The 13,426-nt window shown below is 62.2% G+C and carries 7 protein-coding genes; 6 read left to right on the forward strand and 1 reads right to left on the reverse strand.

Going from position 1 to position 13,426, the window contains the following annotated elements; all coding sequences use genetic code 11:
- The first annotated feature begins 30 nt into the window (after nucleotides 1-30).
- The 3 genes from rpoC to AC0L23_RS32520 all read left to right on the forward strand — a co-directional run bounded on the left by rpoC (nucleotide 31) and on the right by AC0L23_RS32520 (nucleotide 8,633).
- On the forward strand, nucleotides 31-4,227 hold the full coding sequence (gene rpoC / locus AC0L23_RS32510; RefSeq protein WP_026233179.1) for a DNA-directed RNA polymerase subunit beta': 4,197 nt from the start codon (nucleotides 31-33) through the stop codon (nucleotides 4,225-4,227).
- Between the two features lie 191 nt (nucleotides 4,228-4,418).
- On the forward strand, nucleotides 4,419-6,479 hold the full coding sequence (locus AC0L23_RS32515) for an FAD-dependent oxidoreductase (protein ID WP_473357930.1): 2,061 nt from the start codon (nucleotides 4,419-4,421) through the stop codon (nucleotides 6,477-6,479).
- A gap of 132 nt (nucleotides 6,480-6,611) precedes the next feature.
- Complete coding sequence (locus tag AC0L23_RS32520) at nucleotides 6,612-8,633, forward strand: ABC transporter ATP-binding protein (RefSeq protein ID WP_377787400.1); 2,022 nt, start codon at nucleotides 6,612-6,614, stop codon at nucleotides 8,631-8,633.
- On the opposite strand, the gene AC0L23_RS32525 is transcribed toward AC0L23_RS32520, so the two are convergent.
- Entirely contained in the window at nucleotides 8,561-9,799 is a 1,239-nt protein-coding gene (locus tag AC0L23_RS32525) for an FAD-dependent oxidoreductase (RefSeq protein ID WP_085351283.1), read from the reverse strand. The two genes, AC0L23_RS32520 and AC0L23_RS32525, sit on opposite strands and share 73 nt — an antisense overlap.
- 641 nt (nucleotides 9,800-10,440) lie before the next feature.
- Between AC0L23_RS32525 and rpsL the strand changes: the two genes are divergently transcribed.
- From rpsL to fusA, 3 genes are read left to right on the forward strand one after another with little or no spacing between them, the layout of a single operon-like run.
- The gene (gene rpsL, locus AC0L23_RS32530) at nucleotides 10,441-10,812 is read left to right on the forward strand and encodes a 30S ribosomal protein S12 (protein WP_007603006.1); all 372 of its coding nucleotides are present in this window, start codon (nucleotides 10,441-10,443) and stop codon (nucleotides 10,810-10,812) included.
- A 15-nt stretch (nucleotides 10,813-10,827) separates the two neighbouring features.
- Nucleotides 10,828-11,298, forward strand: coding sequence for a 30S ribosomal protein S7 (gene rpsG / locus AC0L23_RS32535; protein ID WP_007603009.1), 471 nt, complete (start codon nucleotides 10,828-10,830; stop codon nucleotides 11,296-11,298).
- Nucleotides 11,299-11,328: 30 nt separating this feature from the next.
- Nucleotides 11,329-13,401: an elongation factor G gene (fusA, locus tag AC0L23_RS32540; protein ID WP_026233180.1), complete on the forward strand. Its 2,073-nt coding sequence runs from the start codon at nucleotides 11,329-11,331 to the stop codon at nucleotides 13,399-13,401.
- The last annotated feature ends 25 nt before the right edge of the window (nucleotides 13,402-13,426 follow it).

Genomic DNA, 13,426 nt, shown 5'->3' on the forward strand with positions numbered 1-13,426 from the left:
CGGAGGCGACCGGCACGCGAGGAGAAGACGATGAACCAAGAAATTATGAATCTCTTTAATCCGACGACGCCGGCTCAGGTCTTCGACCAGATCCGGATCTCGATCGCGAGCCCCGAGAAGATTCTGTCCTGGTCGTACGGCGAGATCAAGAAGCCGGAAACCATCAACTACCGTACCTTCAAGCCCGAGCGCGACGGCCTGTTCTGCGCCCGCATCTTCGGGCCGATCAAGGACTACGAGTGCTTGTGCGGCAAGTACAAGCGCATGAAGTACAAGGGCATCATCTGCGAGAAGTGCTCGGTCGAGGTCACGCTGTCGCGCGTCCGGCGCGAGCGCATGGGCCATATCGAGCTCGCGGCCCCCGTCGCCCACATCTGGTTCCTGAAGTCGCTGCCCTCGCGCATCGGCCTCCTGCTCGACATGACGTTGAAGGATCTCGAGCGGATCCTCTACTTCGAATATTACGTCGTGCTCGAGCCGGGCCTCACCGCGCTGAAGGACCGTCAGCTCTTGTCGGAAGACGAGTATCTGAAGGCGCAGGACGAATACGGCCAGGATTCCTTCACCGCCATGATCGGCGCGGAAGCGATTCGCGAGCTGCTCAAGGGCATGGACCTCGAGAAGCTCGAGCTGACCTTGCGTGCGGAGATGCAGGAGACCGACTCCGACATCAAGCACAAGAAGCTCGCCAAGCGCCTGAAGATCGTGGAAGCGTTCCGCCACTCCGGCAACAAGCCGGAATGGATGATCATGACGGTGGTTCCGGTGATTCCGCCGGACCTGCGTCCGCTGGTGCCGCTGGATGGCGGCCGCTTCGCGACCTCGGACCTCAACGATCTCTACCGCCGCGTCATTAACCGCAACAACCGCCTGAAGCGGCTGATGGAGCTGCGCGCGCCGGACATCATCATCCGCAACGAGAAGCGCATGCTTCAGGAGGCCGTCGACGCGCTGTTCGACAACGGCCGCCGCGGCCGCGTCATCACCGGTGCCAACAAGCGTCCGCTGAAGTCGCTCGCCGACATGCTCAAAGGCAAGCAGGGCCGGTTCCGTCAGAACCTGCTCGGCAAGCGCGTCGACTATTCGGGCCGTTCGGTGATCGTGGTCGGTCCCGAGCTGCGCCTGCATCAGTGCGGTCTGCCGAAGAAGATGGCGCTCGAACTGTTCAAGCCGTTCATCTACTCGCGGCTTGACGCCAAGGGCCTGTCCACCACCGTGAAGCAGGCCAAGAAGCTGGTCGAGAAGGAGCGGCCCGAGGTCTGGGACATCCTGGACGAGGTCATCCGCGAGCATCCCGTGCTGCTCAACCGCGCACCGACGCTGCATCGCCTCGGCATCCAGGCGTTCGAGCCCGTGCTGATCGAGGGCAAGGCGATCCAACTCCACCCGCTGGTCTGCGCCGCGTTCAACGCCGACTTCGACGGCGACCAGATGGCCGTGCACGTTCCGCTGTCGCTGGAAGCGCAGCTGGAAGCGCGCGTCCTGATGATGTCGACCAACAACATCCTGCATCCGGCGAACGGCCAGCCGATCATCGTGCCGTCGCAGGACATCGTGCTCGGTCTCTACTACGTCTCCATCATGCGCGAAGGCCTGCCCGGCGAGGGCAAGATCTTCGGCGAGATGGCGGAGCTCGAGCACGCGCTGCACGCGAAGGTCATCCACCTCCACACCAAGATCAAGTACCGGTGGGAAGGCATCGACGAGACCGGCAAGATCTCCAGGCGCTGGATCGAGACCACCGCCGGCCGCGTAATGCTGGGCAATTTGCTGCCGAAGAACCCGCGCGTTCCGTACGAGATCATCAACAAGCTGATGACCAAGCGCGAGATCTCCGGCGTCATCGACCAGGTCTACCGCCACTGCGGCCAGAAGGAGACGGTGATCTTCTGCGACCGCATCATGGCGCTCGGCTTCTACAACGCGTTCAAGGCCGGCATCTCGTTCGGCAAGGACGACATGGTCGTGCCGCACTCCAAGTGGAAGATCGTCGACGCTACCCGTACGCTGGCGAAGGATTTCGAGCAGCAGTACAACGACGGTCTGATTACCCATGGCGAGAAGTACAACAAGGTCGTCGACGCCTGGTCGAAGGCCACGGAAGAAATCGCCAAGGCGATGATGAAGGAGATCTCCTCGACCAAGAAGACGGCGAGTGGGGCGGATGCCGACATCAACTCGATCTACATGATGGCTCACTCCGGTGCCCGCGGTTCGCCGGCCCAGATGCGCCAGCTCGCCGGCATGCGCGGCCTGATGGCCAAGCCGTCGGGCGAGATCATCGAGACGCCGATCATCTCGAACTTCAAGGAAGGCCTCTCGGTGCTCGAGTACTTCAACTCGACCCACGGCGCCCGCAAGGGCCTCGCGGACACCGCGTTGAAGACCGCGAACTCCGGCTATCTGACCCGTCGTCTCGTCGACGTCGCGCAGGATTGCATCATCACGCAGGACGATTGCGGCACCAAGCTCGGCATCAAGATGCGCGCCATCGTCGATGCCGGCACCGTGGTCGCTTCGCTCGGCTCGCGCATCCTCGGACGCACGGCCTGCGAAGACGTGCGTGACAGCACGGGCAAGGTGATCTTCAAGCGCGGTACGCTGATGGAAGAGAGCCATCTGGATGCCATCCATCAGGGCGGCGTCCAGGAGGTGAAGATCCGCTCGGCGCTGACCTGCGAGCTCGTCAACGGCATCTGCGGCAAGTGCTACGGCCGCGATCTCGCTCGCGGCACGCCGGTCAACCACGGCGAAGCGGTCGGGGTCATCGCGGCCCAGTCGATCGGCGAGCCGGGCACCCAGCTCACCATGCGCACCTTCCACATCGGCGGTGCGGCGCAGCTGAACGAGCAATCTTTCGTCGAATCCAACTTCGACGGCAAGATCGTGATCAGGAACAAGGCCATCGCCCGCAATAGCGAAGGCCACCTGGTCGCGATGGTTCGCAACATGGTGATCGCGATCGTCGATGCCGACGGCACCGAGCGTGCGACGCACCGTATTCAGTACGGTTCGCGCCTGCACGTCGACGAGGGCGACATGGTCAAGCGTGGCCAGCGTATCGTGGAATGGGATCCCTACACCCGTCCGCTCCTCACCGAGGTCGAAGGTACTATCGGCTTCGAGGATCTGGTCGAGGGACAGTCGATCTCGGAAACGCTCGACGAGGCCACCGGTATTGCCAAGCGCGTGGTCATCGACTGGCGCTCGATGCGCGGCGGCGGGGACCTGCGTCCCGCCATCGTGATCAAGGGCAAGGACGGCAAGGTGCTCAAGCTCGCCCGTGGCGGCGATGCCCGCTACATGCTGTCGGTCGATGCCATTCTGTCGGTCGATGTCGGCGCCAAGGTCCAGGCGGGCGACATTCTCGCCCGTGTCTCGACCGAAAGCGCCAAGACGCGCGACATCACCGGCGGTCTGCCGCGGGTGGCGGAACTGTTCGAGGCTCGGCGTCCGAAGGATGCGGCGATCATCGCCGAAATCGCGGGCACCATCCGGTTTGGGCGCGACTACAAGAACAAGCGTCGCATCTCGATCGAGCCGATGGACAAGACCGAAGAGGCGCGCGAGTACCTGATCCCGAAGGGCAAGCACATCCACCTTCAGGACGGCGACGTCGTCGAAAAGGGCGACTTCATCGTGGAAGGCAATCCGGCGCCGCACGACATTTTGGCGGTCAAGGGCATCGAGGAACTCGCGGCCTATCTGGTCAACGAGATCCAGGAGGTCTATCGGCTCCAGGGCGTGCTCATCAACGATAAGCACATCGAGGTGATCGTCCGTCAGATGCTCCAGAAGGTGGAAGTCACCGACCAGGGCGACACGGACATGATCTCGGGCGAGCAGATCGACAAGATCGAGTTCGACCAGATCAACGCGAAGGCCAAGGAAGAGGGCAAGAAGATCGCCACGGGGACGCCGGTTCTGCTCGGCATCACCAAGGCGAGCCTTCAGACCCGCTCCTTCTTCTCGGCGGCCTCGTTCCAGGAGACCACCCGCGTCCTCACGGAAGCGGCGGTCAACGGCAAGGTCGATCCGCTCGAAGGCCTCAAGGAGAACGTCATCGTCGGCCGGCTGATTCCGGCAGGCACCGGCGCCTCCATGGCGAAGATCCGCGAAGTCGCTGTGAAGCGCGACAAGATGATCCTCGACGAGCGCGAGAAGCAGGCGGCGGTCGTGCCGCCGGCGCCGGAAGTGGAGCCGATGGCGCTGCCACCTGCGGAATGATCGTTCATCCGTAGGAATACCGAGGACACTGAAAAGGCCGGCGAAAGCCGGCCTTTTTGCTGCTTTGTTTCCCTGTTGCGGTGCAGGATCAACCTTTGTTCATCTTTCCTTCAGGCGCAAAAGCGCTTCTGCTAGGAGAGCTTAGACCGGTGGTCCCGTGAAGGGGGCGGGCCGGAGACCACGGAATTCTCATGCTTGATCTCGCAATCGTAGGCGGCGGCCCCGGCGGGCTGATGAGCGCTTGGTATCTGAAGCGCAAGCTTGGCGACCTCTGCCGCGTCACCATCTACGAGGCATCCGACCGGCTCGGCGGCAAGATCGTCACGCGCAAATTCGATTCCGCGCCCGCGATGTACGAGGCCGGCGTTGCCGAGATCTACGACTACTCGATGACCGGGCCGGATCCGTTGCGCGAGTTGATCCAGCATTTCGGCCTGCAGACCATTCCGATGGATGCCGAGCAGGTGCAGTTCGGCGGTGAGCTCCTCAACGACGTCGCGGGCATGCGCCGCAAATACGGTGCCAAGACCGCAGCCGCAATCGAGGCGTTCCGTAAGCGCTGCGCCGAGGCGATGACGCCGATCGAGTACTACGAGGGTGTCGGCGCGCACGACAACGAGAATCCCTGGGCCTACAAGACCGCCGAACAGGTGCTCGACGAGGAGGTCGAGGACGAGACCGCAAAGCGATTCTTCAAGGTGATGGCGCGCTCGGACCTCGCGACCGAGAGCCACAACACCAACGGGCTCAACGCGCTCAAGAACTACCTGATGGATGTCGACGGCTATATCGGCCTCTATTCCATCCAGAACGGCAACGAGCAGCTCATCGAGTGCCTCCAGTCGGAGGTCAATGCCGACATCCAGCTCAATCACCGAATCCTCACGGTCGGCAAGGCGCCGACCGGCCGCTATCAACTCAAGATGATGAACGGCAAGGGGCCGGAGACGCGCGACTTCGACCTTGTGCTGGTCTGTCTGCCGCATTCCTGGCTCGGGACCGTCGGCTGGGAAGGCGAACAGCTCCGCAAGTCGATGGTCAAGCACGTCGCGTACTTCGACCGTCCTGCGCACTATTTGCGTGTCTCGATCCTGTTCGACACGCCGTTCTGGGGCGACAAGATCGCCGGCGCCTGGTTCATGTCGGAAGCCTTTGGCGGTTGCTGCGTCTATAACGAGGGCGTCCGCCATGATGTGGGCAAGCACGGCGTGCTGAACTGGCTGATTCCGGGCTCCGATGCGCTGGCCTTTGCGAATCTCTCCGACCGGGAGCTGATCGATGCCGCGCTGAAATCGCTTCCGGCATCGCTCGGCGATGCACGCGCGCATTTCATAGAAGGCAAGATCCACCGCTGGCTGTCCTCGGTGAACGCGATTCCGGGCGGCTTGCCCGTGCGCGACGTCATGACCAACCACCGGCCCGAGCCGAAGGAACATCCCGGAATCGTGGTGGTCGGCGACTATCTGTTCGACTCGACGCTGAACGGCCTGCTCGATTCCTCGGACGCGGCGACCGACATCATCTTGACCGAGATGATGCGCTTGCGCCGCGAGCGTTCGCAGGACGACAAGCCGCTCTCGGACAAGATCGATCGTGCCTATTTTGACAATTATCGCGGCCAGGGCCCCTACAGCGAGGTGTGGCAACACTTCACGGATCCCGACTATCTCACAAAACTGATCGGCATCGTCTGGGGCAAGGCCAAAGGCACGAAGCTCTTGATCGCGGGCTCGGCCAGCGGCGAGCTTGTCGGCGCGCTACGTGATCGCGGCATCGATGCCTTCGGTATCGAGAACAACCGCACCATTCACGCCAGAACGCCGAAGGCGCTGAGGAAGTACAACAAGCTCGGTTCGATCACCGACATGCCGTTCAAGGACGGTGCGTTCGACTTCGTGTTCGAGACCAGCCTCTGCCATGTTTCCCCGAAGCAGGTGGTCCGTGCGATCAGGGAGCTGAACCGTGTGGTCAAGACCGGGCTCGTGTTCGGCTCGATCACCTCGGACATGGCGCCGGCACTGATCGACCGCTACGACCTTCTGCGCGGCGTCAAGAAGCTCGGCACCTGGTGGGAATGGTCCGAACTGTTCTTCGGCAACGGCTTCGAGCTGTCGATGCACCGCAAGGACTGCACCGACGCGCTCTGGGAGACCACGCTCGCCGCCAACAAGGGCCCGGGCCAGTGGTACGCCGACGCCGATTCCTTGCGCTATTCCTTTTTCGACAAGGTCGAGGATGAGGAAGACGACTAGCCGCCTGAAGCGGGCGCCTTCGCCAATTGTTTTGCCGAATTCATCTTGATCGCATAGAATCGATGCAGTAGCGGTTGGCGCTATTTCCTGCTTTCTCTGCGGTCATGCCGGCCGTCAGCATCGGTTGGTTTCATGGCGTCCAAGCCCCTCCCGCCCGACAAACAGAAGCTCGCCGCGGAAGAGGCGGCCGAGCTCGACGACAAGCTTGTCCCTACCGCCAAGCCGGACCTTGAAGACGACGAGGACGATGAAGACGAGGAGGATGGCGGGCTGGAGCTCGATGACGACGATGAGGACGAGGACCTCGTCGTCTTTACCGCGCGCGAGGCCGCCGGCGCGCTCGCGACCATCCTGGGTTTCGTCAAACCCTTCCTGTTCAACTACAAGCAGATGCTGTCCTTCGTGGCGTTCGGCGTCTTCGTCGAGACGCTCTTCAACGTCATCATGCCGCTCAGCCTGAAGTACCTGATCGACGACGCGCTCGGCGAGGAGGATTTTCAGGCGCTGTACAAGATCCTCGGCGTGCTCGCGGTCGCGGGCATATTCACCTCGATCGTCGCGGTCTGGTACGAGCGCTGGGATGCGCGGCTCGCGGCGTGCATCATTTCCGACGTCCGCAAACGGCTGTTCGAGCACGTCCAGGACCTGCCGGCGGCCTATTTCGGCCGCACCAAGCGCGGCGAGATCCTGTCGCGCTTCTCAGTCGACCTCGCGGCCTTCGAGGGTTCGGTCAAGACCTTCGCCAACAGCGCGGCATTGCCGTTCCTGGAGCTGATCGCGGGCATCATCCTGATGGTGTTCCTGAACTGGCAGCTCGCGGCGGTTGCGCTGCTGGTGTTCCCGATCACGCTGATCGGTCCCCGCATGCTGACGCCGAAGGCTGTCCAGGCGAATTACGAGCAGAAGCTCAATGAATCTGCGCTGCTCGGCATGGTGCAGGAGAACGTGGCGGCGCAGGCCGTGATCAAGGCGTTCAGCCTGCAACGCCGGATGTTCGGCTTCTTCAAATTCCGCAACGACGAGACGCGAAACAGGATGGCCTCGGCGGCGTTCCTGTCGACCATGGTGGAGCGGACGGTCACCATCTCGGTGCTGCTCTTGCATCTCGTCGTGCTCGCGATCGGCGCATATCTGGCGACGAAGGGGCAGATTACCATCGGCACCTTCGTCACCTTCGAGAGTGCGTTCTGGGAGGTGTCCTACAACATCGCCCATGTGATGCATTTCATCCCCGTGTCGATCTCCGCGGCAGCCGCGATCCGTCATATGCAGGAGTTGCTCGACGAGCCCACGCGCAGCGCCGATCGTGCCGGCGCGCCCGATCTGCCCCGCATCACCAACGACATCACCTTCGACCACGTGACGTTCCAGTACGAAGGCAGCCAGACGCCGGTGCTGGACAATCTCAGCCTCAAGCTCAATGTCGGCAAGCGCATTGCCATCGTCGGTCCGTCCGGCTCCGGCAAGAGCACGCTGCTGAATCTGATCCTGCGGCTCTATGTGCCGGACGAGGGGCGCGTCACCATCGACGGCGTCGACGTCCGCAAGGTGACGCTGGACTCCCTGCGCCGGAGCATGGCGGTGGTGTTCCAGGAGAATATGCTGTTCAACATGTCGATCCGGGAGAACATTCGGCTCGGCAAGGAGGGCGCGACCGATGAGGAGGTGGAGGAGGCGGCCAGGAAAGCCGAGATCCACCGTTACATCATGAGCCTGCCGCAACGATACGACACGCCGGTGGGCGAGCGCGGCGATACCTTGTCGGGCGGCCAGCGCCAGCGCATCGCGATCGCGCGCGCGGTCATCCGTAATCCTTCCGTGCTGCTGCTCGACGAAGCCACTTCGGCGCTCGACCAGACCACGGAAGCTGCGATCAACCGCACGCTGCTGAAGGTCGCCAAGGGCCGCACCATGATCTGGTCGACCCACCGCCTGACCTCGGTGGTCGAGATGGACGAGATCATCGTGATTTCAGGGGGCAGGGCGATCGAGCGCGGCTCGCATGCCGAGCTGCTCGCCAAGAACGGCACCTATCGCAAGCTGTGGAACGACCAGATCCACCAACCGCATGGCGCGCCGGCTCACGTCGACGAGGACAGCGACGAAGACGACGAGGATGAAGACGACCTCGACGAGGACGATGAGGAGGAGTGACCGAGGAAGTTCGGCTCCAGATCGAAGGCTGCTCCAAGCGGCCGCAATAGTCCCTGAACCGACCAGGCAATGAAGCGTGCCCAGCGCTGCGCCGTCCAATAAGGGCTTGTCGCAATGGAGACTGAGCGGAAATCGAAGGCCTTCGCGGCCGACCAATCGTCGCACTCCCGCTTGACCGGGTCTGCGTAGAAGGCGGCGATCTTGCTTGTATCCATCCCGTCGGAGGCCAGCCACTGCGGGATATAGACGTTGCAGAGCCGCTCGACGTCGGTGAAGACCTTGTCGCACCCGGTGCCGGCGGCCGGGCAGGAGGTCGAGAAGGCATCGCCCACCAGCACGAGACCCGGCTGGCCGCTGGCATCGTTCACATAGAGATCGACCGGACGGATTTTCAGCTCACTGGGAATGTCGAATGGTCCGGTGATGTGCTTGAGCCGTGGCAGCGCAGCGTTCAACGTCTCGGCCGGCGCGCGGCGCAGCTCACGCAGCCAGGGATCGTCGAAGCTGCGATAGACGAACAGATTGGCGCGCATCCGCGTCCCGATCGGAAAAAGCGTGAGGTAGGGGATGCGGTCGCTCGGCCGTTCCGAGAAATAGGTCAGCGCAGGGAAGTCGAACGAGTCCCGTCCCGCGGGCACCACGTCGAACCCGATCGAAATCGAATGGCAGGCACTGACGACTTTTCGGGCGATTCCCAGCTGGTGGCGCAGGCCGACATTGAGTCCGTTGGCGAGCACGACCAGCCGGGCGGAGACCATCGCGTCGTTGGAGAGAGTGACCTTCTGCCGCTCCGCACTCGTCTCGACCGAGACAGCCTTGGCGCAGATGCGCTCGACGCCGGCAGGAATTTCGTCGCGGACAGCGTTGACGAGGGAATCGTAGAGGATGTTGAACTGCCGGCTCGGCGCCTTGTCGAGAAGGCGGCCGAAGCGCGCGATCCAGTTCTCACCCACAAAGGTCGCGCGGTGCAACACCGATTCGGCGATTCCCGTCTGCAGGAATCGCCCGACCTGCACGTGACCGCTGAGTTTTTCGACCCGAAAGTCCGCCGAATAGCTCTCATGCGGATCGATCAGGATGGTCGAAATGCCGCTACGGCCGAGCATCGCGGCGGCGGTCGAGCCGGACAATCCCCCGCCGATAATGGCAATGTCGGTGTACCGCATGGCGCTAATCTCTGCCCAAGGCGGCACATTGGCGCTCCAACAGGAAAGAAAGCCTTAGCCAATGGTTATAAAAGTATATTTAGCCCGGGTATAAATAGGTTTCGGAGGTGGCGGGACGCGCTCTTCATTTCTATCTCACGAAGGCGCAGCGAGCGGCCCAAGAAGCGATTTCGGCAGGTGCGGGAAGCGCTTCTGACTGACGTTTCGCCTTGACTTGACCGACTCCCACTTATAGAACCCCCTCACTTAACGACAGGCGGTGAGCATCGCCAACGTCGGAACGGGCCACCTGTTTGATCCCCTGGGATCACCAAGACAGGCACCAACCTCGACGAATGCCGCTCAAACGCTGTCGATCATAGCTAGGCAATGCCAGTGCGATTTTAGTTCTCTTGAGCATGTTCTCTCGAGATCGAATTCGGATGCATGACCTCGGTGCGCGGGCCGCAGCTTCAAGCTGACCGGTTCAACTACTGCGGTCCTCTGTGGCGTCGAAGCGCTTTCCGCCCGTTGATGGGTGGTTGGCGCGATTTCGCTTTGTGCGGATTGTTCCGCGGAAGGCGGCCTCGTCGGGCGGGTAGCTCGAAAGAATTTGCGGACCCGGTGACGGGCCGCGGCAGAACACAAAGGGTAATGCCAGGATGCCGACGATCAACCAGCTGATCGCTCAACCGCGGGAAGTGCAGAAGTCGCGCAAGAAGGTGCCGGCGCTGCAGCAGTCGCCGCAGAAGCGCGGTGTTTGCACGCGCGTTTACACCACGACCCCGAAGAAGCCGAACTCGGCGCTTCGTAAGGTTGCCAAGGTGCGCCTGACCAACGGCTTCGAGGTGATCGGCTACATCCCCGGTGAGGGCCATAACCTCCAGGAGCACTCGGTGGTCATGATCCGCGGCGGTCGCGTCAAGGACTTGCCCGGCGTGCGCTACCACATCCTCCGCGGCGTTCTGGATACCCAGGGCGTCAAGAACCGTAAGCAGCGCCGTTCGAAGTACGGCGCCAAGCGTCCGAAGTAAGCGGGAACCAGGTCCATGTCTCGTCGCCATTCTGCCGAAAAGCGCGAAGTCCTTCCCGATCCGAAGTTCGGGAATATCATCGTCACGAAGTTCATGAATTCGGTGATGTACGCCGGAAAGAAGTCGGTCGCCGAAGGCATCGTCTACGGCGCGTTCGGCCTCATCGAAAGCAAGACCAAGCAGAACCCGCTCGGCGTGTTCGAGCAGGCACTCGAGAACGTCATGCCGACGATCGAAGTGCGCTCCCGCCGCGTCGGCGGCGCGACCTATCAGGTTCCGGTCGAAGTTCGCTCGGTGCGCCGTCAGGCGCTGGGCATTCGCTGGCTGATCTCGGCTGCGCGCGATCGCAACGAGAAGACGATGACCGAGCGGCTCTCTGCGGAGCTCCTGGATGCGTCGAACAACCGGGGTAACGCCGTCAAGAAGCGCGAAGACGTGCACCGGATGGCGGAAGCCAACCGCGCCTTCTCGCACTATCGCTGGTAACGGCGACACACGGAATCTAAGGAACACTCCATGCCCCGCGTTCATGCCATAGAGAATTACCGCAACTTCGGTATCATGGCGCATATCGATGCCGGCAAGACCACGACCACCGAGCGCATCCTCTATTACACCGGCAAGAGCCACAAAATCGGCGAAGTGCACGAAGGTGCCGCGACGATGGACTGGATGGAGCAGGAGCAGGAGCGCGGCATTACGATTACGTCGGCCGCGACCACCGCGTTCTGGGAAGGCAAGCGTCTCAACATCATCGACACTCCCGGCCACGTCGACTTCACCATCGAAGTCGAGCGCAGCCTGCGCGTGCTCGACGGCGCCGTGTGCGTGCTCGACTCGAACCAGGGCGTCGAGCCCCAGACCGAGACGGTCTGGCGCCAGGGCGACAAGTACAAAGTTCCGCGCATCGTCTTCGCCAACAAGATGGATAAGACCGGCGCTGACTTCTACAAGTGCATGCAGGACATCGTCGACCGCCTCGGCGCAAAGCCGATCGCGATCCAGCTTCCGATCGGCTCCGAGAACAACTTCAAGGGCCTGGTCGACCTCGTTCGCATGAAGGGCGTGGTCTGGGAAGAAGAGAAGCTCGACGCCAAGTTCGTGGACATCGATATTCCCGAGGACATGGTCGAGAAGGCCAAGGAATATCGCGAGAAGTTGTTGGAAGCCGCCGTCGAGCTCGACGACGAAGTTCTCGCCGCTTACCTCGACGGCAAGGAGCCCGATGAGCCGACGTTGAAGCGCTTGATCCGCAAGGCCGTGCTGACTGGCGCGTTCTTCCCGGTATTGTGCGGCTCGGCGTTCAAGAACAAGGGCGTGCAGCCTCTGCTCGACGCGGTCGTGGATTATCTGCCGTCGCCGGTTGACGTGCCCGCCATCAAGGGCGTCGATGAAGACGGCAACGAGGTCGTTCGCCTGCCGGACGACAAGGAGCCGCTGGCTCTGTTGGCCTTCAAGATCATGGACGACCCGTTCGTCGGCACCATCACCTTCTGCCGCATCTATTCCGGCACGCTGCTGTCGGGCACCGGCGTCATCAATTCGACGCGCGACCGCAAGGAGCGCATCGGCCGCATGTTGCTGATGCATGCGAACAACCGCGAAGACATCAAGGAAGCCTATGCCGGCGACATCGTCGCACTGGCTGGCCTGAAGGAAGCGCGCACCGGTGACACGCTGTGCGATCCCGACAAGGCGGTGATCCTCGAAAAGATGGAATTCCCCGAGCCCGTCATCGAGATCGCGATCGAGCCCAAGTCCAAGGCCGACCAGGAAAAGCTGGGCGTGGCGCTGGCGAAGCTCGCCGCGGAGGATCCGTCCTTCCGCGTGTCGACCGATCAGGAGTCCGGCCAGACCATCCTCAAGGGCATGGGCGAGCTCCATCTCGACATCAAGGTCGACATTCTCCGCCGCACCTACAAGGTCGATGCCAACATCGGCGCGCCGCAGGTGGCGTTCCGTGAGCGCGTCACCAAGAGGTCCGAAGTCAAGTACACCCACAAGAAGCAGACCGGCGGTACCGGACAGTTCGCGGAAGTGTCGATCATCGTGGAGCCGAACGAGCCCGGCAAGGGCTACGAGTTCGAGTCCAAGGTCGTCGGCGGTGCGGTGCCGAAGGAATACATCCCCGGCGTCGAGAAGGGCATCAACAGCGTGCTGAGTTCCGGCGTGGTCGCGGGCTTCCCCGTGGTCGACGTCAAGGTTCAGCTCGTCGACGGCAAGTATCACGACGTCGATTCGTCGGCGCTCGCCTTCGAAATCGCATCGCGTGCTGCATTCCGCGAAGCCTTGCAGAAGGGCAAGTCCGTCCTGCTCGAGCCGATCATGAAGGTCGAAGTGGTGACCCCGGAAGATTACACCGGCTCCGTCATCGGCGACCTGAATTCGCGGCGCGGTCAGATCCAGGGTCAGGACATGCGCGGCAACGCCAACGTCATCAACGCGATGGTGCCGCTCATGAACATGTTCGGTTACGTGAATAACCTGCGCTCGATGAGCCAGGGTCGCGCAACCTTCACCATGCAGTTCGACCACTACGCAGAAGCGCCGGCCAACGTGTCGGCAGAAGTCCAGAAGAAGTTTGCCTGATTGTCGTCGGTCTCGAACTGACGAT

This window comes from Bradyrhizobium sp. MI1.4 (assembly GCF_055811315.1).

Bases quoted from the DNA above. Each gene is read 5' to 3' on its own strand.
- rpoC (WP_026233179.1), top strand. From the start codon at position 31: ATGAACCAAGAAATTATGAATCTCTTTAATCCGACGACGCCGGCTCAG.
- AC0L23_RS32525 (WP_085351283.1), bottom strand. From the start codon at position 9,799: ATGCGGTACACCGACATTGCCATTATCGGCGGGGGATTGTCCGGCTCG.
- AC0L23_RS32515 (WP_473357930.1), top strand. From the start codon at position 4,419: ATGCTTGATCTCGCAATCGTAGGCGGCGGCCCCGGCGGGCTGATGAGC.
- rpsL (WP_007603006.1), top strand. From the start codon at position 10,441: ATGCCGACGATCAACCAGCTGATCGCTCAACCGCGGGAAGTGCAGAAG.
- rpsG (WP_007603009.1), top strand. From the start codon at position 10,828: ATGTCTCGTCGCCATTCTGCCGAAAAGCGCGAAGTCCTTCCCGATCCG.
- AC0L23_RS32520 (WP_377787400.1), top strand. From the start codon at position 6,612: ATGGCGTCCAAGCCCCTCCCGCCCGACAAACAGAAGCTCGCCGCGGAA.
- fusA (WP_026233180.1), top strand. From the start codon at position 11,329: ATGCCCCGCGTTCATGCCATAGAGAATTACCGCAACTTCGGTATCATG.